Source organism: Pseudomonas sp. TWI628 (assembly GCF_039673865.1).
Classification (GTDB): domain Bacteria; phylum Pseudomonadota; class Gammaproteobacteria; order Pseudomonadales; family Pseudomonadaceae; genus Aquipseudomonas.
This window is the reverse complement of record NZ_JBDJMM010000009.1, coordinates 150,738-171,657: the sequence shown is the minus strand read 5'-3', so window position 1 is coordinate 171,657 and position 20,920 is coordinate 150,738. Positions and strand designations below refer to the sequence as shown.

Sequence of the window (20,920 nt, the reverse complement as noted above, 5' to 3'; positions counted from 1 at the left end):
CGCTTGTGGGCTCAGCCTTGTAGCCACTCCGGGCTATTGAAATTGCTCAGCCTGCGATCATCCACGGCACACTCAAATCCTTGCACCGTCTCGCGCAGCAAGGCCTTCTGCAAACTCCGCTCACCCGTTGCCCAGGCCTGCTCCAGCACCGGCAGCACCCGGCGCGGCAGCACACTGAACATCGGCTGCCAATAGCCCCCCTGACGCACCATCGCAGCACTGTCAGCGGTCACCGCCAGCTGCCGAAGGGCGTCGATCAACGCCTGGTCAACCAACGGCGCATCGCAGGCCAGCAGCACCACCCACTCATGCCTGGCCGCCTGCAGCCCGGCAATTACCCCGGCCAGCGGCCCAGGGAAGTCCGCCTCGGCGTCGCCCACCAGGTGGTCGGCATAAGCCGCATACGCTTGCTGGTTGCGGTTACAGGAAATCACCAGATCATCGCTGAGCGGCCGCACGGTACGCTGGATATGCGCAACCAACGGCTCGCCGCGCCATTCCAGCAGGCCTTTGTCGCGGCCACCCATGCGCTGGCCGCGGCCACCGGCGAGGATCAGGACAGAGCAGGGGGGCAAGGCATCAGGCATGAAAAAGGGTTCCGGGCAGTCAATGCCCGGAACCCTCTCATTCAACGCCCGGCTTGTCCAGTCAGGCTTCGCGGGTCTGCGTCTGCTCTGTCTTGGTACGGCCGCGTCCGCTCAGGCGCATCACCACCACGAAGAACACTGGCACGAACACCACCGCCAACGTGGCGCTGAGCATCCCGCCGATCACTCCGGTGCCGATCGCCTGCTGGCTCGCGGAGCTTGCGCCGGTGGCAATGGCCAATGGCACCACGCCAAGGATGAACGCCAGCGACGTCATGACGATCGGCCGCAGGCGCAGGCGGGCGGCCTGTAAGGCGGCGTCGGCGGCGTCCACGCCCTGGTCGACCAGGTGCTTGGCGAACTCGATGATGAGGATGGCGTTCTTCGCCGACAGGCCGATCAGGGTAATCAGGCCGACCTTGAAGAACACGTCGTTGGGCATGCCGCGCAAGGTCACCGCCAGCACCGCGCCGAGCACGCCGAGCGGCACCACCAGCAGCACCGCAGTGGGGATCGACCAGCTTTCGTACAGCGCCGCCAGGCACAGGAACACCACCAGCAACGACAACGCCATCAGCAGCGGCGCCTGGCTGCCGGACAGGCGTTCCTGCAGCGACAGCCCGGTCCATTCCAGGCCAGCACCGGCTGGCAGCTGGGCGACCAGGCGCTCGACCTCGGCCATGGCTTCACCCGAGCTGTAGCCCGCGGCCGGTTCACCGGAAATCGCCACCGCCGGGTAGCCGTTGTAGCGGGTCAGCTGCACCGGGCCGCTGACCCACTTGGCCTGGACGAACGCACCGAGGGGCACCATCTTGCCGCTGTTGTTGCGCACGTGGATTTTCAGCAAGTCTTCCACCTGGCTGCGCTGGTCGCCTTCGGCCTGCACCACCACCCGCTGCATGCGGCCCTGGTTGGGGAAGTCGTTGACGTAACTGGAGCCGACGGCAACGTCCAGCACCGAGCCGATGTCGGCGAACGACACGCCCAGCGCGTTGGCCTGGCGGCGGTCGATTTCCAGTTGCACCTGCGGGCTTTCGGCCAGCGAAGACTCGCGTACGTTGGCCAGCACCTTGCTCTTGTGCGCGCCGGCCAGCAGTTCGTCACGGGCGGCCATCAGCGCCTCATGGCCCATGCCGCCGCGGTCCTGCAGGCGCAATTCAAAGCCGGTCGACTCGCCCAGGCCGTCGATCGGCGGCGGCAGCACGGAATAGGCCACGGCGTCCTTGAGCTGGGTGAAGGCCAGGGTTGCCCGGTCGGCGATCGACTGCGCGCTGTCGTCGGCACTGCGTGCGGACCAGTCCTTGAGCGTGGTGAAGGCCAGTGCGGCATTCTGGCCGCTGCCCGAGAAACTGAAACCGAGGATCAGCGTGGTGTTGCCGACGCCCGCCTCCTCGGCGTTGTGCGCCTCGATCTGGGCGGCCACCTGCTCGGTGCGCATGCGGCTGGCGCCCGGTGGCAGCTGGATATCGGTGATGGTGTAACCCTGGTCTTCGGTGGGCAGGAACGCGGTGGGCAATTGGCTGAAGCCATAACCCAGCACGGCCAGCAGCACGCCATACAGCAACAGGTAGCGGCCACTGCGCTTCAGCGCTTGCAGCACCCAGCGCTGGTAGCCGTTGCTCATGCTTTCGAAGCGGCGGTTGAACCAGCCGAAGAAGCCTTTGCGCTCGTGGTGTTCGCCCTTGGCCAGTGGTTTGAGCAGGGTGGCGCACAGGGCTGGGGTCAGGCTCAGGGCGAGGAACGCCGAGAACAGGATCGACACTGCCATCGACAGCGAGAACTGCTGGTAGATCACCCCCACCGAGCCTTTCATGAAGGCCATCGGCAGGAACACCGCCACCAGCACCAGGGTGATGCCGATGATGGCGCCGCTGATTTGGCCCATGGCCTTGCGCGTGGCCTCCTTGGGCGGCAGGCCTTCCTCGGCCATGATCCGCTCGACGTTCTCCACCACCACGATGGCGTCGTCGACCAGGATGCCGATGGCCAGCACCATGCCGAACAGGGTCAGCACGTTGACCGAGAAGCCCATGGCCAGCATCACGGCGAAGGTGCCCATCAGCGCCACCGGCACCACCAGGGTCGGGATCAGCGTATAGCGCAGGTTCTGCAGGAACAGGAACATCACCGCAAATACCAGCAGCATGGCTTCGAACAGGGTGTTGATGACCTGCTGGATCGACACCTTGACGAACGGCGAGGTGTCGTAGGGGATGTCGTACCTGACCCCTTCGGGGAAGTAGCGCGACAGCTCTTTCATCTTCGCCCGCACCAGGGTGGCGGTTTCCATGGCATTGGCGCCGGGTGCCAGCTGCACGCTGAAGGCAGTGGCCGGCTTGCCGTTCAGGCGGGTGCCGTACTGGTACTCCTGGGCGCCGATCTCGACCCGGGCGACATCGCCGACGGTGACACTGGAGCCGTCCGGGTTGGCGCGCAGGACGATGGCGGCGAATTCCTCGGGCGTGCCCAACTGGCCGCGGACCACCACGTTGGCGGTGATTTCCTGGGTGCCGCGGGCGGGCAGGTCGCCGATGCTGCCGGGGGCGACCTGGGCGTTCTGTGCGGCAATGGCTTCGGCCACGTCATTGGGGGTGAGGTTGAAACCGATCAGCTTGCGCGGGTCGATCCAGATGCGCATGGCGCGCTCGGAACCATACAGCTGCGCCTTGCCGACGCCCTTGAGCCGGCGGATCTCGTTCATCACGTTGCGCGCGAGGATATCGGACAGCGCGGTTTCATCGAGGCTGCCGTCCTCCGAGGTGAGGGTGCCGAGCAGCAGGAAACCGGTGGACACCTTCTCCACCTGCAGGCCTTGCTGGGTTACCTGGCGCGGCAGGCGTGACTCGACCACCTTGAGGCGGTTCTGCACATCGACCTGGGCCAGGTCGGGGTGGGTGCCAGGCTCGAAGGTGGCGGTGATGGTGGCGCTGCCCAGGCTGCTCTGCGACGAGAAGTACAGCAGGTTGTCGGCACCGTTGAGCTCCTGCTCGATCAGGCTGACCACGCTTTCGTCCAGGGTCGCCGCCGAGGCGCCCGGGTACACGGCGTAGATTTCCACCTGCGGCGGTGCCACGTTGGGGTACTGCGCTACCGGCAGCTGGGGGATGGCCAGGGCACCGGCGAGCAGGATGAACAGCGCGACTACCCAGGCGAAGATCGGGCGGTCGATGAAGAACTGCGGCATGGGTCAGGCCCTCACTGGCCGTTGTGCTGGACGATGGACTGAGCGTCGGCGTCGACCTGGACCTGGTCGCCCGCCTTGACGTGCTGCAGGCCTTCGACCACCACTCGCTCGCCGGGCGCCAGGCCCTCGCTGACCAGCCAGCGATCACCTTGGGCGTTGCCCAGTACCACCTGGCGTTCGCTGATGCGCGACTGCGCGTCGACCACCAGCACCTTCGGCACCCCGGCACTGTCACGCAGGATGGCGCGTTGCGGCACGCTCAGGCCTTTGGGCTGCACGGCCTGTTCCAGGCGCACGCGCACGTAGCTGCCCGGCAGCAGGTCTAGGTCCGGGTTGGGGAATTCGCTGCGCAAGGTGATCTGGTTGGTGCTCGGGTCGACGCTGATGTCGGAGAACAGCAGCTTGCCCGGCAGCGGGTAGGCACTGCCATCGTCCTGGATCAGGGTGGCGCGGGCCTGGCCGTCGCCGGCCTCCTGCAGTTCACCGGCGCGCAGCGCACGGCGCAGGGCGTTGAGTTCGCGGGTCGACTGGGTGACGTCGGCGTGGATCGGGTCGAGCTGCTGGATGGTCGCCAGCGGCGTGGTTTCGTTCTGGCCGACCAAGGCGCCTTCGGTGACCAGGGCGCGGCCGATGCGTCCGGAGATGGGCGCAGTGACCGTGGCATAGCCCAGGTTCAGGCGGGCGCGCTCCAGCGCAGCCTTGGCTTCGGCAACGGCAGCGTCGGCCTGGAGGAAGGCGGCGCGGGCGTTGTCGTACTCCTGGCGGCTGACGGCCTTGTCGTCGACCAGCTGGCGGTAGCGCTGCTCTTGCAGGCGGGCCTGGTACAGCGTGGCTTCGGCCTTGGCCAGGGTTGCGCGGGCGCTGTCGTGGTCGGCCTTGAACGGCGCCGGGTCGATGAGGAACAGCACATCGCCCTGTTTGACGTCGCTGCCTTCGCGATAGACGCGCTTGAGCACCACGCCTGCGACCCGGGCACGCACCTCTGCCGTGCGCGGGGCGAGGATGCGCCCGCTCAGCTCGGTACTGATGGCCAGGGGCTGCATTTGCAGGGTTTCTACCCGCACTTGCGGCGTGGGTTGTTGTTCGTCCTGCTCGGCCGAATCGTCGCAACCGGCCAGGGGCAGTGCGAGAAGCGCCACGAGCGCCACGGGGCGCAGGCGCGGGGGGAGGGTAATAGGCATGCGGATCTTCCGATGATGACCCTGCCTATGCTAAGGCAACCGTTCCTCGGATGGCTGTTAACAGCTGTAGGACCTGTGTGAAAAAGTGTTAAGAACAGTCCTACCGGTTTGTAGGTTTCTATATTCTGCGAGTACCTGTTCCGGCCTCATCGCGGATGAATCCGCTCCTACAAGCAAAACTCTATGCCCAACATTCTTTTGGTCGAAGACGACAGTGCGCTGTCCGAGCTGATCGCCAGTTACCTGCAACGCAACGATTTCCATGTGCGGGTGATTGCCCGTGGCGACCATGTGCTGGACGCTTTCCGGCAGGACAACCCCGATTTGGTGATTCTCGACCTGATGCTCCCCGGTATCGATGGCCTGCAACTGTGCCGCCTGCTGCGCCAGGAATCGCAGAGCCTGCCGATCCTGATGCTGACCGCCCGCGACGATAGCCATGACCAGGTGCTTGGCCTGGAGATGGGCGCCGACGACTACGTGACCAAACCCTGCGAGCCCCGCGTACTGCTGGCCCGCGTGCGCACCCTGCTGCGCCGCAGCAGCGTCAACGAACCGCGCCTGGACAACCACCAGATCCTCATCGGTGGCCTGCGCATCGACCTCGCCGAGCGCCTGGTCAGGTGGCGTGGCGAAGAGGTGGAACTGTCCAGCGGCGAATACAACCTGCTGGTGGTGCTGGCGCGCAACGCCGGTGTGGTGCTCAGCCGTGACCGCATCCTCCAGCAGCTGCGCGGTATCGAGTTCAACGGTACTGACCGCTCGGTGGACGTGGCCATTTCCAAGCTGCGCCGCAAGTTCGACGACAGTGCCGGCGAGGCGCGCAAGATCAAGACTGTGTGGGGCAAGGGTTACCTGTTCAGCCGTGTCGAGTGGGAGTGCTGACGCGCCATGCTGAAGATTCTGGTGCGCCTGTATCTGGTGATCATCGTCGCTTACGCCGGGGCGTTGCTGTTGATTCCGGACGCCATCGTCGGCCTGTTCCACGACCGCTTCATGGCCTACAACCTGGACCAGGCCAAAGGTGTGCAGTCGCTGATCGTCCGCCAGTTCCGCCAGGTGCCAGAAGCGCAATGGCCAGCGGTGGAGCAGGACCTGGCCAGGGCCTTCGCGCCCTTGGAGGTGAAACTGCTGCGCAGCGAAAAGGCCGGCCTGAGCCCGCAGGAACAGGCGCGCCTGGAGCACGGCCTGTACGCCGTGCGCATCGGTGACTGGGGCTATTACCAAACCGTGCTGGCGCCCCTGGACAAGGATTGGCTGGTGAGCCTGCACGCACCGCCCGACCCGCTGGACATCAACGTGTTGTCCTGGGGCGTGACCGTGTTGATCGGCGCGGCCATGCTCGGCTGCCTGCTGCTGTGGGTATGGCCGCACTGGCGCGACCTGGAGCGCCTGAAAGAGACCGCCCGGCGCCTGGGCCAGGGGCGGATGGCCGAGCGTACGCACATCTCGCCGCACTCGAACATCGGCGAACTGGCCGGCGTGTTCGACACCATGGCCAGCGACCTCGAACGCCATGTCAATCAGCAGCGTGAGCTGCTCAACGCGGTCTCCCATGAGCTGCGTACACCACTGACCCGGCTGGATTTTGGCCTGGTGCTGCTGTTCGACGAAGTGCCACCGAGCAGCCGCAAGCGCCTGCTGGAGTTGGTCGGGCATGTGCGCGAACTGGATGAGCTGGTGCTCGAACTGCTGTCGTACAGCCGGCTGTACAACGCCGACCAGGCCCGTGAGCGGGTCGAGGTGTCGTTGCTGGAGCTGGTCGACAGCGTGCTGGGCGGCTTTGCCGAAGAGCTCGATGCTCGGGGTATCCAGTGGGAGGTACAGGCCGAGGACAATCTGCCACGCTTTGTGCTGGACCCGCGCCTGACCGCCCGGGCCGTGCAGAACCTGGTGCGCAATGCCATGCGCTATTGCGATCAAAGCCTGTTGCTGAGGATGCGTCTGGAAGCGGACGGTGCCTGCCTGTTGACCGTGGAAGATGACGGCATCGGGATCCCGGCCGAGGAACGTGAGCGGATCTTCCAGCCGTTCTACCGCCTGGACCGCAGCCGCGACCGCAATACCGGCGGCTTTGGTCTGGGCCTGGCGATCAGCCGCCGGGCGATCGAGGGGCAGGGTGGGACACTGACCGTGGCGCAGTCGGCGCTGGGTGGGGCGCAGTTCCGGATTCGGCTGCCAGCTGGCTAGTCCACAGCACGAAGCGGTCCTTGCCACTGTGCTTGGCTTCGTACAGCGCCTGGTCGGCGTGTATCAGCGCCATGCTCAGTGTGTCACCGCGGTCTACCCTGGCCAGGCCGATGCTGATGGTTACCGGCGGTACGCCAAGATCGTCGCGCACGCGCTTGCACAGTGCCGCCACGCATCGCTCGGCAGCCTGCTGATCCAGCCCGGCGAAGAAGATGGCGAACTCCTCGCCACCCAGCCGGGCAAATTCGTGCCCAGCCCCCCCTGCCTTGATATGCAGCGCTACCCGCTTGAGCACCTCATCGCCCACGTCATGCCCGAAGCGGTCGTTGACCCGCTTGAAGTTGTCGATGTCGATCATCGCCAGGTACTGGCCAGGGGTGGCCAGGCGCAACTGGTGCTCGGCGTTGGTCATGAACGAGCGGCGGTTGGGTATTTCGGTCAGGGCGTCGAAGTAAGCCTGCTCCAGCAATACCTTGGACAGGTAGAAGTTGTGCAGCTTGGCCTGGCGCATCTGCAGATAGCTGTAGATCACCAGCCCGCTGAGGAACAGCGCGTAGCTCAGCAGCATGGCACCTTCGAGCTGATCGACGTCAATGCGGGTGTGGTAGAAGGGGCTGAGCATGGCCCAGGTGATGACCATGGCGCAAAAGAACGACCAGCGCCGCACCGGCAGCACCGACACGGCATACAGCACGGTCGACACGCCGAGCACCAGCCACACCGGGCGCAAGGGTTCGGGAATGCCTTCGATCACCAGGCGCATGCCCAAGGTGATGACGGCGATGAACAGCAGGTTGAGCACATCGAAATGGTGGCTGCGCCGGGTGAAGCGCAGCACCACGGTGAGGCAGCAGAGCAAGGCTATGAACAGGTAGGACAGCCAGGTGAAGCCCTGGCCACCGAGGAAGCTGACGATCAGGTCGAAGACCAGCCAGATGGCGATGCTGATGCAGAACACCAGCATGCAGAACGGGCGCATGGATTCGAATTCGTGCTGGCGGAATTCGGCGCGCAACGCAGCGGGGGCGACCTGCTTGCGCACGTGCGCTTCGATGGTTTTGAACATCGGGGGGCTCCTGGGAGTACTGCATGGCCGGTACAGGCCGTCTCAATTCTGTGGCAGAACACCCCGGGCCCAAGGCCGGTAGCGCAGCGCAAACACTGCTTCGGCATGGCACCCTGCATTCAGCTTCGGCTCCGCAGGCTCAGCCCGGAACGCCTGCCCCGCTGCACTTACCTGGCGAAACGCCTCGCGCACCACACCCACCCGGCACGGCAGCGCCTGTTCGTAGCGCTGACGCACCAGCGCTGGCAACCGCCCGGTCCCGGCACCGTCCTGCCACCACACAGTCAAGCCCAACCCGGCCAGTTGATCCAGCCAGGCGCCATTGACCCGCGGTGCCAGTTTGCCGGCGCTGAACGCGCTGATGTGCAGCGGCTTGTCCAGCCGCCGGTTGAAGGCCTGCAACTGGCTGTACAGCGCCTCGCGGCGACCGGCATCGCGAAAGTGCAGGTCGTCCAGCTCCATGGGCAGGTACCAGCCGGCGACGGGCAGTTGCCAGTCTTTGCGAACCTGCTGGTACTGGCCCAGCGAACGGCCCAGTTGCGACTTCCAGTAATTGCTCAGGCCGTCACCGTCGAGTTCGTCGATGCGCTGGTAGTAGGCCGGGTCCAGGTACAGCCCGAGCACCAGTTCCAGGCCTTGGGCGTGGGCCTCGCGCAGGCTGTTGGCCAGCCAGCCCTGGGCACCGCCGAAATCACTGTCGCCGTAGGCACTCCACTGCACGATCAGGGTCTTGCCCCCTTGCGCCTTGGTGGCGCGCCACAGTTGCTGCCATTGCGCCGGGGTCACGGCGGCATCGCGGTTCAGCGGCTGGTAGAACAGGCGCTGGTCGGCCAGTGCCGGCAAGCACAGGGCGAGCATGAGGATTGCCAGGAGCGTACGCATCAGAAGGTCATCTCCGCGCCAACCAGTACGCCATTGGCGCTTTTGTAGAGGTTGCCACCCAGCGACTGCTGGTATTCGGCACGCACTTTCAGTGAGCCGCGGTAGGCGTTGTAGCGGTCGTCGTCGAACCACCACTGCCAGCGCACACCAACCCCGGCGCGGGCGTCCTGGCGCCAGTCGTTGCTCGGGTCCTGGCTGGAAAACTCGAAGAAGCCGTAAGGCATCAGCGTCTGCGGCGAGTGGCCGGGCAGTTTCCAGGCATGGCCCTGCTGGTAGCGCGACAGCCAGGCGTGGTCGCCAGCGCGGGTCCACCAGGCGGCATCGAGGTAGAGGAAGCGCTCGTTCCAGTCGTCCTGGTCGACTCGCCAGTCGTTGCGCCAGTCGCCCTGGTCGAGGAACGAGGCGGTGGCGCGCAGCAGCAGGTCGTTGCTCGATTCGGCGTGCTGGCGCAGGTCGCCCCAGTTACCGCCGACCTTGGCCGGGCTCAGCAGTTCGCCAAGGCTCAGGCCGCTGTAGTGGTCGTCGTCGATCTGCCGTTGGTGGTACAGCTCGGCATACAGGTTGAGGTTGGCCTGGCCGAGCGGCTTGTAGCGCAGGCCGACGCCGGTGCCCATGCTTTGCGCATAGTCCGTGCGGCTCTGGCCGCCGAACAGCACCCGGCCGTAGACCGACAGGGTACTGCCGTTGCGGCTGGGTTCCTCGCCCAGGGCGTGGTCCCACATGGCCAGCTGCACGTTCTGCGATTGCGCGCGACGTGAGGTGCCGCTGCGCTCGCCGTTGTCGAGGAACTTGTCGTTGGTCGAGGTGCCTGCCGGCGACCAGGTGCTGGCCAGGGTGATGGTGTCGCGCCGTGACAGGCTTTCGTGGGCGCGGCGCTGGCGGTACTTGCGGGCTTCGAGGCTGCCGTACTCGTCATCGGCATCGACCAGATTCTCTTCAACGTCGAGCACCCGGCGCAGCTCGCGGCGGGCAGCGGCGCTGTTCTCGGCTTCGTCGTAGCGCAGTGCGAGGGTCTCGCCCAGGCGATAGTCCTCGGGAAAATCGTGGGTGGCGCGTTGCAGATAAGGGATCGACTGGCGGCGCTGGGCTTTGTCTGACGAGCTGGCCAGGCGCATGCCGTAATCGGCACGATAACGCGGCTGGTCGGGCGCCAGGCGCACGGCTTCGGCCAGCCAGGCGCTGCTCTGTGCGTTATCGCCAGCCAGCTGTGCGGTGCTGGCGGCGGCGTAGTAGTGGTCGGCGCGCGGGTTGTGTGCCAGGGCGTGGCGCTGGAAGCCCAGCGCCGCTTGCAGGTCGCCCTGAGCTTGCGCGATGGCGGCCCCCAGTGCCCAGTCATCGGCGCTGTTGTGTGCGGCGGCGTCCCAGTAGCGGCGGGCGGCGTCGGCATCGCCGGCATTCAAGGCCCCGCGTGCGGCGGTCAGGCGGGCGTTGTCGTTCCAGGCGCTGGCCGGCAGGTTGCGCCAGATCGGCTGGGCCGCGTCGGAATCACCAGCGGCTTCCAGCGCATAGGCCAGGGGCAGGCGGTTGCCACGGTCACCCAGACGTTCGGCGGCCTGGTAATACACCACCGCTTCACCGGGTTGATCGGGCATCGCGCAGCGGCCCAGGGCGCGGTACTGGCCGGCTTCGCTTGGGTTCGCCGGGATGGCCCGGCGCACGGCGTCGCACTGGCCGTTTTCAGCCAGCCGGCCGAGCAACTGGGCGCGGGTATTGGCGTCGACCCTGGGGATCAGCCCGAGCATGCGCTGGCTGTTCAGCGGGCCATCGTTGCGCGCATAGATAGTGCCCAGGCGCTGCAGCAGGGAAGCTGTCAGGCGCCCTTGGCGACGGTCATAGGCCTGTTCCAGCAAGGTGCGGGCGTGTTCGCCCTGGCCTTGTTGCAGCAGGAGGAATGTGGCTTGCTCAAGCGCCGCCAGGTCCCCGCTCTGGCGGTAGCGTCTTTCCCATTCGGCGGCGGTGCGGGGTTGGGGCGGCTGCACCGGGTCGCCATACAGGCGCTGCTTGAGCACCGCATAGGCTCGCGGGTCTGCGTTGGCCGGGCAGTCCTTGAACTGTTCGCGGGCGACGTCCGGGTCACGGCGTGACAACCAGTCGACGGTCTCCAGGCAAGGCCGCTGCAGCGCGTTGCTCAGGCGCCGTACCAGTGGCGCGTCATCACCTTCACGGGCCAGCTCCCACAACTGCTGGCGTTGCTCAGGTTGCTGCAACTGCTCGGTGGGCAGTTTTTCCAACCAGCGCTGCGCCAGCTGGTTGTGACCGACGGCGATGGCCCGATTGGCCATGGCCAGGCGGGTCTGGTTGGCCACTTCAGGGGAGGGCGCGCTTCGCAGCAGCTGTTCCAGGCCTTTCTCGTCGACTTGCTGGACATAGGCATTGGCCAGGCGCTGCCAGTCTTCGGGCGGCAGTTGGCCCTTGTCAGCCAACGGTTGCAGCTGGTCGATGGTTTCCTTCCAGTTGCGCAGCTGCTCGGCGAAGTTGGCGCGAGCCAGGCGCAAAACCTGGCCATCGTCGCGCGGCGGCAGCTGGTTGAGCCATTCCAGGGCCTTGCCGGCGCCGCCAAACTTGGCCAGGCTCAGGCTGTAGGCCTGCCACAGGCGCACGTGCTGGGTGCCATCGGTGCTGGCCAGCCAGCTTTCCACCTGGCTGGCCGCGGGCGGGTCCTGCTCGATCCAGGTCAGGCGCAGCTCCTGCAAGGCGTTGGCATATTCGGGGCCATTGCCAAGCTGCTCGGCGATGGCCTCGGCGTCCTTGTAGCGGCGCTGGTGGGCCAGGGCCTCGACCAACAGCGTACGGGCTTCATCGTTGTTCGGTACCCGGCTCAGTACATGGCGGGTCAGGCGTTCGACTTCGGCCCAGTTGTCCTTCTTCGCTTCGCGGTAGCTGCGTTCCATGAACGGGTAGCTGGTGAAACGCTGGAACTCGGTCATGGGGGCTGCCTGGGTCGCCAGCGCGGTGGAACACAGCAACAGCCCGGAAAGGGTGAGGGAAAGACGCGGCTTCATGCCACCTCCCGGGTCAGGTCAAAGGCAGCCTGCTGTTCGCTGGCCTGTTCGGCGAGGGCGTGTTGCAGCACCTCTTCGGTAATGATGCCGCGGGCGATCAGGTGCTCGCCAAGGCTCTGCTGCTCGGGGTCGAAATCGATCAGTGCCTGGTTGAACAGGGTGACCGGGACCATGCCGCGTACCTGCAGGAGGGCGCCCAGCATGACCTGGTGGTGGCTGACCCGCTCGATCAGATCGGCATCATCCTGGTGGCGCTCCAGCACCGCGAGCATGTCGTGGGTTTCGGGCGTCTGCCAGGGGCTTGGGTAGTGATAGCGCAGGCCCAGAGTGACCCGGCCCTGGGGCGCCAGGCGGCAGCTGACCGGGCGTTTCAGTTGGCGGCTGATCACCCCCAGCGACACCTGGCTGACCGGGCTTTCGCTGGCCAGCACCAGGGTGTTGCCGTCTTCGGCGACCGGCAGCACGCCATAGTGGGTGGCCAGCCGGCGAGGCAACTGGGCAATCAGAGGCGGGTCGAGCTTGAACGGGTTGAGCGGTGCCCAGGGCAGGTCGAGCTGTTCAGCCAACGTTTGCACAAGCTGCTCGCTGGTCAGCCAGCCCCGCAGCAGCAGCTCGCGGCCCAGGCGCCGGCGGACCGGGCTGGTGATCGCCTGCTCCAGCTGTTCTTCGGTGATGTAGCCCTTTTCCACCAGACGATGGCCCAGCGGTGTACGCGCCGGTGAAGCCAGGGCAGGGAATTCGTGGGTGGTCTTGTCCCACGCCACCCGGCGCGAATCGCCCATCTCCATGACCTGGCGCAGGGCACGCAGGTTGGCGAAGAAGTTGACGAAATTGCTCCACATCATCCGCGGCGCCGACAGCAGGCCTTCGAAGATGCCGTAGTAGCGGGTGACGAACCAGCCGCGCTGGAACAGGCGGTTGACCAGCATCAGGCCGTTGAGCCAGAGCAGGGTGGTGAGCAGCCGGCTGTCGCTGAGGATCGACATGAAGCGCCAGGAGTCGGGGGCGATCACGGTCACCAGCCACATGGCCAGCAGCACCAGCAGCAACAGGTTGACCAAAAAGCTCAGCAGGTAGGCGAACAGGCCACGGCGGTCGCGCCAAAGGAAGTAGTTGAGCGCGCCGGTGCGGCTCCAGCCGAGGTTGCTGGTGCCCTGGAAGACGATGCCGACGATCCACCGCGACTTCTGCCGGATGGCGTGCTGCCAGTCGCGCGGAAAGTGCTCGCGCACGCAGATCACCTGGGCGAACTCGCGGCTCATGCCCGGCCGCCACTCGTGCTTGAGGGCCAGCGCCGGGTCGGTGATGGAGTAACGGGCGAAAATGCACTTCATGCCCTTTTGCTTCAGGCGAAAACCGATGTCGTAGTCTTCGGTCAGGCTCTGCACGTCGAAGGCGATGCCATCGCCATCTTCGAGCAGGGCGCTGATGGCGCGGCGGCTGAAGCAAGTGCCAACGCCGGCACTGGGCACCTGGCCGGTCAGTGCTTCGCGCACGATCACGTCCTTGCCGTGGTTCTCGGCGAACTCGTCGACGTAGTGCCCGGCGGTGAAACCCTTCCATTCCGGCGCGTAGGGGTATACCGGGATCTGGATCATGTCCTTGTTCGGCAACAGGTAGTTGAACAGGCGCAGCTCCATGGGCGAGATCACGTCTTCGGCGTCATGCAGGATGAACCCGGCGAACTCGATGCGGGCATCGTCCTGGAAGCGCAGGATGGCGTCGATGATGTTGTTCAGGCAGTCGGCCTTGCTGGTGGGGCCGGGGCGGGCGCAGACCACCTTGTGCACGTTCGGGTAATGCAGGCACACGGCGTCGACGTCGGCCTGGGTCTGCGGGTCGTTGGGGTAGGTGCCAACGAAGATCTGGTAGTTCTCGTAGTCGATGGTCGAGGCCGCCAGGCGCGCCATCTCGCCGACCACGCCCACTTCGTTCCAGGCCGGGACCATGATCGCCAGGGGCTTTTCCGCGACTTCGAACAGGCGTTTCTCGTCGGCCTTTTCGTGTTTGTCGTAGATGCGAAAGCGGCGGATCAGTTTGCGGCTCCAGTAGCACAGGTCGATGAACAGGTCGTCGAGGCCGAGCAGGAACATCAGCGAGGCGAGGATGATCGCCAGGACCTTGAGGCCGTACAGCACATAGGTGAGGTAGTCGATGAAGGCCAGGCTCATGCGTCATCTCGCGGGTTGGCAGTTTCTGCAAACCAGCGCGTCAGGCGCTCGGCGATGCGCTCGCTGGCGTGGCCGTCACCAAACGGGGTATAGACCCGCGCCATGCGTGCGTAGGCCGCAGGGTCGTCGAGCAGCTGGCTGGTTTCCTCGACGATGCGTTCGGTCAGGGTGCCCACCAGCTTGACCGTGCCGCCCTTGAGCACGGCGGGGCGCTCGGTGACCTTGCGCAGCACCAGCACCGGCTTGCCCAGTGCCGGGGCTTCTTCCTGTACGCCACCGGAGTCGGTGAGGATGACCTGGGCGCGGTTCATCAGCCAGACGAAGTGTGGGTAGTCCTGAGGGGCGATCAAGTGGATGTTGCTGCGGTTCGACAGCACGCCATACACGGCCTTCTGCACCTGCGGGTTGAGGTGCACGGGGTAGACGAACTGCACGTCGGGGTAGCGTTCGGCCAACTGCGCGAGGGCCAGGCAGATGCGCTCGAAGCCGGGGCCGAAATTCTCCCGGCGGTGGCCGGTGATCAGCACCATGCGCTGCTCTGGCCGCAGCGTGCTCAGCGGTGAGTCGGCGGCCGGCTGCCATTGCCGTTCGGCCAGGTGGTCGCGCATCCACAGCAGGGCGTCGATGACGGTGTTGCCAGTGACTTCGATATGCTCCGCTGGCACGCCTTCGCGGATCAGGTTGGCGTCCGAGTCACGGGTCGGGGTGAAGTGCAGGTCGGCGAGCACCCCGGTCAGGCGCCGGTTGGCTTCTTCGGGCCAGGGCTGCTGCAGGTTGCCGGTACGCAGGCCGGCTTCGACATGGCCAATGGGAATGTGCCGGTGGAAGGCCGCGAGGCTGGCGATGAAGCTGGTGGTGGTGTCGCCATGGACCAGCACGATGTCGGGCTTGACCTGGTCATAGGCCTGGTCGAGCTTGTCCAGCAGGTCACGGGCCAGGCCATTGAGGGTCTGGTTCTGGGTCATCACCTTGAGGTCCTGGTCGACGCTCAGGCCAAAGGCGGTCAGCACCTGCTCGAGCATCTCACGGTGCTGGCCGGTGGAACAGATGTGCAGGTCCACCTCGGGCCAGGTGCGCAGCACGCGGGCCAGCGGGGCCATCTTGATTGCTTCGGGGCGGGTGCCGAACACCATCATGACGCAATACGCCATCGTCTTGTTCCTCGTTCAATTCCCTGGACGAAGTTGTAGGACATGCCGCTGCTTGCAAGTGATAGATACAAGCAGTCGCATGCGGGGTTGTCCAATAGCTGACAGGTGTTCGTCGTGACAGGTTCATCGTTTGTGAGATCGAGCGCCGCGCGGGCGGCGCTCGATTTGCGCACCACCGCAAAACCCAAGACAGGCACCTGTGCGAACAACCTTTTTCTTCAGGCATTCATCTTGTACTTTGATAGGTCGTTTCTCGAAGGAGCTACACATGCAAGGCAAGGCGCGCAAGATCGTCCAGGCCATTCTCTACGAAGCCATCGCCGTGGCTTGCGTGGCGCCGGCGCTGGAGCTGGCGTTCGGGGCCGGGATGGCGCAGTCGACGGTGCTCTCGGTGCTGATGTCGGGCATCGCCATGAGCTGGAACATGGCTTACAACTGGGCTTTCGAGCGCTGGGAGGCACGCCAGCACAAGCGCGAGCGCACCCTGCTGCGCCGGGGGCTGCACGCGCTGGGCTTCGAGGGCGGGCTGGTGCTGATCCTGCTGCCATTGGTGGCCTATTGGCTGGAGGTCAGCCTGTGGGCGGCGTTGCTCACCAACATGGCCCTGTTCGTGTTCTTCTTCGTCTATGCCTTTGTGTTCCAGTGGGGCTTCGACAAGGTGTTCGACGTGCCGCTGTCGGCGCAACAAGCAAAGTGTTGACTTGGCCAAGCCAGGCGGGATAACGTCCTAACCCATGAAAACCTTCCCGCACGTGAACGCCATTATTATTACCGCCATTATCAGCTTGGCGGGCTAGCGCGTACGTGCACCGAACCCGCCCTGGAGGCGGGTTTTTTCTCTCTGACTCCTGGGCAACGTGAAAAAGCCAAGGAGTTGCAATCGATGACCAGCCTCAACGTCAGCCCTCGTACCCCGTCCACCGCGCAGCAATTGTTGTCGGAACAGGTGCGCCGCATTCTGTCCGCGCCGGTGTACGACCTGGCCATCGAGACGCCCTTGCAAGCTGCCCCCGCGCTGTCTGCCAGCCTCGGCAACCAGGTGCTGCTCAAGCGCGAAGACCTGCAGCCAACCTTCTCGTTCAAGATCCGCGGTGCCTATACCCGGTTGTCGCGCCTGACCACGGCCCAGCGCGAACGCGGCGTGATCACTGCCTCGGCAGGCAACCATGCCCAGGGCGTGGCCCTGGCGGCGGCGCACCTGGGCATGAAGGCGACCATCGTCATGCCCACCACCACGCCATCGCTCAAGGTCGAAGGGGTGCGCTCGCGGGGTGGCCATGTGGTGCTGCACGGCGAAAGCTTCCCTCATGCGCTGGCCCACGCGCTGAAACTGGCCGACAGCGACGGCGCAACCTTCGTACCGCCGTTCGACGACCCGGACGTGATCGCCGGCCAGGGCACCGTGGGCATGGAGATCCTGCGCCAGCAGCCGGGTGCGTTGGACGCGATCTTCGTGCCGGTTGGCGGTGGCGGGCTGATTGCGGGCATTGCCGCCTACGTCAAGTACCTGCGCCCCGAGGTCAAGGTGATTGGTGTCGAACCGGAAGACTCCAACTGCCTGCAGGCTGCCATGGCGGCCGGCGAACGGGTGATCCTGCCGCAGGTCGGCACCTTCGCCGATGGCGTGGCGGTGGCGCAGATCGGCGCCCATTGCTTCGAGCTGTGCCGGCATTTTGTCGATGAAGTGGTGACCGTCAGCAGCGATGAACTGTGCGCGGCGATCAAGGACATCTACGATAATACCCGCTCGATCACTGAACCCTCCGGTGCCCTGGCCGTGGCCGGAATCAAAAAGTACGTGGCCCGCGAGGGCGTGCAGGGGCAGACCCTGGTGGCCATCGATTCCGGGGCCAACGTCAACTTCGACCGCCTGCGCCATGTGGCCGAGCGTGCCGAGTTGGGCGAGCAGCGCGAGGCGATCATCGCCGTGACCATTCCCGAGCAGCCTGGCAGCTTCCGGGCCTTCTGCCAGGCCTTGGGCAAGCGGCAGATCACCGAGTTCAACTACCGCTATTACCCGGGCAAGGAGGCGCGCCTGTTCGTTGGCGTGCAGACCCACCCGGTGCACGACCCGCGCGAGCAACTGCTGGCCAGCCTGCGCGGGCAGGGCTACAGCGTGCTCGACCTGACCGACAACGAGCTGGCCAAGCTGCACGTGCGTCACACCGTGGGTGGGCATGCCGCGCCAGGGGCCAATGAGCGGGTGCTGCGCTTCGAATTCCCCGAGCGGCCAGGGGCGCTGCTGGGCTTTCTGGAGCGGCTGGGCAAGCACTGGAACATCAGCCTGTTCCATTACCGCAACCATGGCGCGGCGCAAGCGCGGGTGTTCGCGGCGCTGGAAGTGCCGGCCGAGGAGCAGGCCAGCCTGCCCCAGGCGCTGGATGAGATGGGCTACCGCTACTGGGACGAAACCGCTAATCCGGCTTACCAGCTGTTCCTTGGCTAACGTTGCTCTGGATCAACATCCGCTGCATTGAACGAGCGGATCCTCGCTGGCAGACAGACCCACCAGGAGGATCCGGTCATGAGCAGCACCTTCTTCATCCCGCCCGTCAACATCATGGGCATCGACTGCCTTGACGAGGCCATGACCGCAATTGCCGGTTATGGCCTGCGCAAGGCGCTGATCGTTACCGACCAGGGCCTGGCCAAGGCCGGTGTCGCCGCTCGCATCGGGCGCATGCTGGCCTTGCAGGATATCGACTCGGTGGTGTTCGACGGCGCCAAGCCCAACCCCAGCATCGCCAACGTCGAGGCGGGCCTTGCCGTGTTGCTGCGTGAGCGCTGCGACTGCGTGGTGTCGCTGGGCGGTGGTTCGCCCCATGACTGTGCCAAGGGCATTGCCCTGTGCGCCACCAACGGTGGGCATATCCGCGACTACGAGGGCGTCGACCGCTCGCGCAAGCCGCAGCTGCCGCTGATCGCCATCAACACCACGGCGGGCACGGCCAGTGAAATGACCCGCTTCTGCATCATCACCGACGAGAGCCGCCATGTGAAAATGGCCATTGTCGACCGTAACGTCACGCCGATTCTCTCGGTCAACGACCCGGCGCTGATGGTTGCCATGCCCAAGGGGCTGACGGCGGCCACCGGCATGGATGCCTTGACCCACGCCATCGAGGCCTATGTGTCGACGGCGGCTACGCCGATCACCGACGCCTGCGCGCTCAAGGCCATCAGCCTGATCAGCGAGAACCTGCGCCAGGCGGTGAACGACGGCAACGACCTGCAGGCGCGGGAGAACATGGCCTACGCGCAGTTCCTGGCCGGCATGGCGTTCAACAATGCCTCGCTGGGCTACGTGCATGCCATGGCGCACCAGCTGGGCGGTTACTACGACTTGCCGCATGGCGTGTGCAATGCCGTGCTGCTGCCGCATGTGCAGCGTTTCAACGCCAAGGTCTGCGCTGCGCGCCTGCGCGATGTGGCCAAGGCCATGGGTATCAAGGTGTGTGGCCTGGATGCGGAGCAGGGCGCGGGGGCGGCGATTTCGGCCATCGAGCACTTGGCTGCGGCCGTGGGTATTCCGGCGGGGTTGGCGGAGCTGGGGGCCAAGCTTGAGGATGTTGGCATCCTGGCAGAGAACGCCTTGAAGGATGCCTGTGGGCTGACCAACCCGCGGCCGGCCAGCCAGGAAGAGATCGAGGGGATTTTCCGGGCGGCATTCTGATAGACGAGGCTTTGTGGCTGTAACGGCCTGCTTCGCGGCTGAGTACCGCGAAGCAGGCGTCGCGGTACTCAGCGCTCACGCATGAAAAACCCGGCCACATACTTGCGGAAGGTCTCCAGGCTCTTGAAGTCCGCATAGCGCTTGAAGTTCTCGGCATCGGGCTCCGGCCCGATCGGCTGCTCCAGCAACGACACTGACAGCACCCGGTCCTGATCCGAGGTCAGCACCAGCTCATCCATCACCTGCCCACCGATCACCGGCCGGCGCATCAGCACCTTGACCCCTTTGCTGGCCATCCAGTCGATCAGCGACACCAGCGCCTTGAGTGGCTCGCGCTCTTCGTCGCGGTACACCGGGAACAGGTGCGCGCGCGACAGCACCGGCACGCTGGCCACGTGGATCAGTTCATAGAAGTGGCTGCCCGCCGTGGTCGGTGAGTACAGGGCCAGCGCCAGCAGCGGGCCTGACGCCCGGCTGCCGCCCCAGTACAGATGGTGCCCCTGGAAATCGAAGCCGTCCTCACTGCGGTTGTTGAACAGCTTGCGCCCCTTGATCTGGTCGACGCAGTCCAGCAGCAGGCCATGGCGACGGTGGTTGCCGAACACCGTGGCTTCGCGCAAGCGGGACTTGAGCATCATCATGTGCTTCATGTCCAGGCGGGTTTCCAGGTAGTTGCTGGCCGGCACCCGTTCCAGCAACGGGTAGCGGCTGGCGACACTGCGCAGCTCGGCGAACTGGCCGGTGAGCTCTTTCTTCAGGTGGGTGGCATAGAGGTTCAGGCCGCTGGTCTCGATCCAGGTCAGCAGCAGCGACAACAGGCGCTGCTGCTCGCGGCGTTCACTGCCGTCGCCCGCGCCAATACCGCTTTCGCTGGTGCTGCGGTAATCACCGATCAGGCGCAGCGGGGTGTCCGGAGCCAGCCAGGCGGCGGGCACAGCTGGCTCGTCTTCTCGCTCGCTGGCTTCGCGCTCGTCCTTGGTGAACGGGCAGCCGGGCGCATGTTCGGCCGTGCCCGGGTTGTTCTTCAGAAACAGCGTGCCGGTGCTGCCATTGAGGGTGACATTGAGCACCGGCAAGGCATCCTTGCGGCAATCGCAGGCCAGCCACTGGTTGGCGCTGCGCACCTTCATCAGCAGCTGGTTGGCCTGCAGCAGGCGTGGCCCGGCGAGGCTGCCAGTGGCGAAACCGACCAGCAGTTCCTCTTCGGCCGGGGTCAGGCTGCGCACCTGCGCGGCGGTTTTGTCGATGATTCGCATGAGGCAGCTCCAAGCTACGAGCCTCAAGCTTCAAGCAAACGCGCCGCGCTTTCAACTTGTCGCTCAGCTGCCGCCGAACATCTTGGCAGCACGGGCGCGGATTTCGTCGGGGCTGAGGTCTTCCTTGTGGGTAGAGACGAACCACATATTGCCGAACGGGTCTTTCAGCGAGCCGCTGCGGTCGCCGTAGAACTGGTCCTTGACCTCGTGCAACTGCGTGGCACCCGCCGCAATGGCCTGGGCGTAGACCTTGTCGCAGTCCTCGACATACAGGTGCAGGCCCACCGCAGCGCCTGCGAGTTTCTGGCTGGCGGTCAGGCCGCCTTCCATGTCGCACGGGTCGGCGAGCATCAGCGAGGAATCGCCGATACGCAGTTCGGCGTGGCCGACCCGGCCATCGGGGCCTTCAAGGCGGAACATTTCCGTGGCGCCAAAGGCCTGCTTGTAGAACTCGATGGCCTTGGCGGCGTCGTTGATGGCCAGATACGGGGTGATGCTGTGCTGGCCTTCGGGGATGGGTTTGACAGCCATGTGCGAGTCTCCTTTGCAAGGGGCGCCGAGGGGCGCCCTGATGCTT

Annotated in this window: 15 protein-coding genes; 5 read left to right on the top strand and 10 right to left on the bottom strand. The window is 65.5% G+C overall.

What is annotated here, in order from left to right:
* Positions 1-11 precede the first annotated feature (11 nt).
* From mobA to ABE528_RS09430, 3 genes are all read right to left on the bottom strand, one after another.
* Positions 12-587 carry a molybdenum cofactor guanylyltransferase MobA gene (gene mobA / locus ABE528_RS09440; RefSeq protein WP_152955213.1) on the bottom strand — a complete coding sequence of 192 codons (576 nt, stop codon included), beginning with the start codon at positions 585-587 and terminating at the stop codon, positions 12-14.
* A 61-nt stretch (positions 588-648) separates the two neighbouring features.
* Entirely contained in the window at positions 649-3,771 is a 3,123-nt protein-coding gene (locus ABE528_RS09435; RefSeq protein WP_346652768.1) for an efflux RND transporter permease subunit, read from the bottom strand.
* 11 nt (positions 3,772-3,782) lie between these two features.
* A complete protein-coding gene (locus ABE528_RS09430; RefSeq protein WP_346652767.1) occupies positions 3,783-4,952 on the bottom strand; it encodes an efflux RND transporter periplasmic adaptor subunit in 1,170 nt (389 codons plus the stop codon).
* Between the two features lie 183 nt (positions 4,953-5,135).
* Between ABE528_RS09430 and ABE528_RS09425 the strand changes: the two genes are divergently transcribed.
* Both ABE528_RS09425 and ABE528_RS09420 read left to right on the top strand, forming a co-directional pair.
* Positions 5,136-5,837 carry a response regulator transcription factor gene (locus ABE528_RS09425; RefSeq protein WP_346652766.1) on the top strand — a complete coding sequence of 234 codons (702 nt, stop codon included), beginning with the start codon at positions 5,136-5,138 and terminating at the stop codon, positions 5,835-5,837.
* 6 nt (positions 5,838-5,843) lie between these two features.
* Positions 5,844-7,142, top strand: a complete 1,299-nt coding sequence (locus tag ABE528_RS09420; protein WP_152955205.1) for an ATP-binding protein — start codon at positions 5,844-5,846, stop codon at positions 7,140-7,142.
* Here ABE528_RS09420 and ABE528_RS09415 read toward each other — a convergent pair.
* From ABE528_RS09415 to wecB, 5 genes are read right to left on the bottom strand one after another with little or no spacing between them, the layout of a single operon-like run.
* Positions 7,045-8,208, bottom strand: coding sequence for a GGDEF domain-containing protein (locus tag ABE528_RS09415; protein WP_152955203.1), 1,164 nt, complete (start codon positions 8,206-8,208; stop codon positions 7,045-7,047). The two genes, ABE528_RS09420 and ABE528_RS09415, sit on opposite strands and share 98 nt — an antisense overlap.
* A gap of 42 nt (positions 8,209-8,250) precedes the next feature.
* Positions 8,251-9,090 carry a DUF4434 family protein gene (locus ABE528_RS09410; protein WP_346652765.1) on the bottom strand — a complete coding sequence of 280 codons (840 nt, stop codon included), beginning with the start codon at positions 9,088-9,090 and terminating at the stop codon, positions 8,251-8,253.
* On the bottom strand, positions 9,090-12,092 hold the full coding sequence (locus ABE528_RS09405) for a phage receptor (RefSeq protein ID WP_346652764.1): 3,003 nt from the start codon (positions 12,090-12,092) through the stop codon (positions 9,090-9,092). The genes ABE528_RS09410 and ABE528_RS09405 overlap by 1 nt, the downstream gene beginning before the upstream one ends.
* Positions 12,089-14,263 (bottom strand): cyclic di-3',5'-guanylate-activated glycosyltransferase NrfB, encoded by a 2,175-nt coding sequence (gene nrfB, locus ABE528_RS09400; protein ID WP_346652763.1) that lies wholly within the window; start codon positions 14,261-14,263, stop codon positions 12,089-12,091. Before nrfB ends, ABE528_RS09405 begins: the two co-directional genes overlap by 4 nt.
* Positions 14,260-15,414: a UDP-N-acetylglucosamine 2-epimerase (non-hydrolyzing) gene (gene wecB, locus ABE528_RS09395; RefSeq protein WP_346652762.1), complete on the bottom strand. Its 1,155-nt coding sequence runs from the start codon at positions 15,412-15,414 to the stop codon at positions 14,260-14,262. Before wecB ends, nrfB begins: the two co-directional genes overlap by 4 nt.
* A 268-nt stretch (positions 15,415-15,682) precedes the next feature.
* Between wecB and ABE528_RS09390 the strand changes: the two genes are divergently transcribed.
* The 3 genes from ABE528_RS09390 (at position 15,683) to yiaY (ending at position 19,087) form a co-directional block, all read left to right on the top strand.
* Positions 15,683-16,114: a PACE efflux transporter gene (locus ABE528_RS09390; RefSeq protein WP_152955194.1), complete on the top strand. Its 432-nt coding sequence runs from the start codon at positions 15,683-15,685 to the stop codon at positions 16,112-16,114.
* A gap of 183 nt (positions 16,115-16,297) precedes the next feature.
* On the top strand, positions 16,298-17,860 hold the full coding sequence (gene ilvA, locus ABE528_RS09385) for a threonine ammonia-lyase, biosynthetic (RefSeq protein ID WP_346652761.1): 1,563 nt from the start codon (positions 16,298-16,300) through the stop codon (positions 17,858-17,860).
* A gap of 78 nt (positions 17,861-17,938) precedes the next feature.
* On the top strand, positions 17,939-19,087 hold the full coding sequence (gene yiaY, locus ABE528_RS09380; RefSeq protein WP_152955190.1) for an L-threonine dehydrogenase: 1,149 nt from the start codon (positions 17,939-17,941) through the stop codon (positions 19,085-19,087).
* Between the two features lie 68 nt (positions 19,088-19,155).
* Here yiaY and ABE528_RS09375 read toward each other — a convergent pair whose 3' ends face one another.
* Together ABE528_RS09375 and ABE528_RS09370 are read right to left on the bottom strand one after the other, a co-directional pair.
* Entirely contained in the window at positions 19,156-20,343 is a 1,188-nt protein-coding gene (locus ABE528_RS09375) for a hypothetical protein (RefSeq protein ID WP_346652760.1), read from the bottom strand.
* 63 nt (positions 20,344-20,406) lie between these two features.
* On the bottom strand, positions 20,407-20,874 hold the full coding sequence (locus ABE528_RS09370) for a VOC family protein (RefSeq protein WP_152955186.1): 468 nt from the start codon (positions 20,872-20,874) through the stop codon (positions 20,407-20,409).
* Between the last annotated feature and the right edge of the window lie 46 nt (positions 20,875-20,920).

Coding starts and splice junctions, on each gene's coding strand:
- mobA (WP_152955213.1), bottom strand. CDS start 587: ATGCCTGATGCCTTGCCCCCCTGCTCTGTCCTGATCCTCGCCGGTGGC.
- ABE528_RS09435 (WP_346652768.1), bottom strand. CDS start 3,771: ATGCCGCAGTTCTTCATCGACCGCCCGATCTTCGCCTGGGTAGTCGCG.
- ABE528_RS09430 (WP_346652767.1), bottom strand. CDS start 4,952: ATGCCTATTACCCTCCCCCCGCGCCTGCGCCCCGTGGCGCTCGTGGCG.
- ABE528_RS09425 (WP_346652766.1), top strand. CDS start 5,136: ATGCCCAACATTCTTTTGGTCGAAGACGACAGTGCGCTGTCCGAGCTG.
- ABE528_RS09420 (WP_152955205.1), top strand. CDS start 5,844: ATGCTGAAGATTCTGGTGCGCCTGTATCTGGTGATCATCGTCGCTTAC.
- ABE528_RS09415 (WP_152955203.1), bottom strand. CDS start 8,208: ATGTTCAAAACCATCGAAGCGCACGTGCGCAAGCAGGTCGCCCCCGCT.
- ABE528_RS09410 (WP_346652765.1), bottom strand. CDS start 9,090: ATGCGTACGCTCCTGGCAATCCTCATGCTCGCCCTGTGCTTGCCGGCA.
- ABE528_RS09405 (WP_346652764.1), bottom strand. CDS start 12,092: ATGAAGCCGCGTCTTTCCCTCACCCTTTCCGGGCTGTTGCTGTGTTCC.
- nrfB (WP_346652763.1), bottom strand. CDS start 14,263: ATGAGCCTGGCCTTCATCGACTACCTCACCTATGTGCTGTACGGCCTC.
- wecB (WP_346652762.1), bottom strand. CDS start 15,414: ATGGCGTATTGCGTCATGATGGTGTTCGGCACCCGCCCCGAAGCAATC.
- ABE528_RS09390 (WP_152955194.1), top strand. CDS start 15,683: ATGCAAGGCAAGGCGCGCAAGATCGTCCAGGCCATTCTCTACGAAGCC.
- ilvA (WP_346652761.1), top strand. CDS start 16,298: ATGACCAGCCTCAACGTCAGCCCTCGTACCCCGTCCACCGCGCAGCAA.
- yiaY (WP_152955190.1), top strand. CDS start 17,939: ATGAGCAGCACCTTCTTCATCCCGCCCGTCAACATCATGGGCATCGAC.
- ABE528_RS09375 (WP_346652760.1), bottom strand. CDS start 20,343: ATGCGAATCATCGACAAAACCGCCGCGCAGGTGCGCAGCCTGACCCCG.
- ABE528_RS09370 (WP_152955186.1), bottom strand. CDS start 20,874: ATGGCTGTCAAACCCATCCCCGAAGGCCAGCACAGCATCACCCCGTAT.